We start from the raw sequence: 324 nt of genomic DNA on the forward strand, positions 1-324 counted from the left end.
TCACTTGTTCGCGAAAGCTGCCTCAACTGCCACTGCCACGCCTGGCAATCGACCTCAAAGGCATGGTTGCGCGCTTCGCGCTTTGATCCTCGAAAACGGGCGTTTTATGTCCGGAAGCCAGGTTGTGTGAATGCCAGTCTTCGCGAACAAGTTCGCTCCTACGCCCTTCGGGCAGAAGCCAAGGCGAATACGGTCTACTTTTGATTCTGGCCGCAGGCCATAGGAGCGAACCGGGCGACGCTTCACTTGTTCGCGAAAGCTGCCTCAACTGCCACTGCCACGCCTGGCAATCGACCTCAAAGGCATGGTTGCGCGCTTCGCGCT

General features: G+C 58.0%; 1 protein-coding gene. It reads left to right on the plus strand.

Features of this window, described 5'->3' with window-relative positions:
- Positions 1–204, plus strand: a 204-nt coding sequence (locus RGM3321_RS00060) for a hypothetical protein (protein ID WP_244390997.1), incomplete at its 5' end; no start/stop codon positions are given.
- Positions 205–324 lie beyond the last annotated feature (120 nt).

The organism is Pseudomonas sp. RGM 3321 (assembly GCF_022836805.1).
GTDB lineage: Bacteria > Pseudomonadota > Gammaproteobacteria > Pseudomonadales > Pseudomonadaceae > Aquipseudomonas.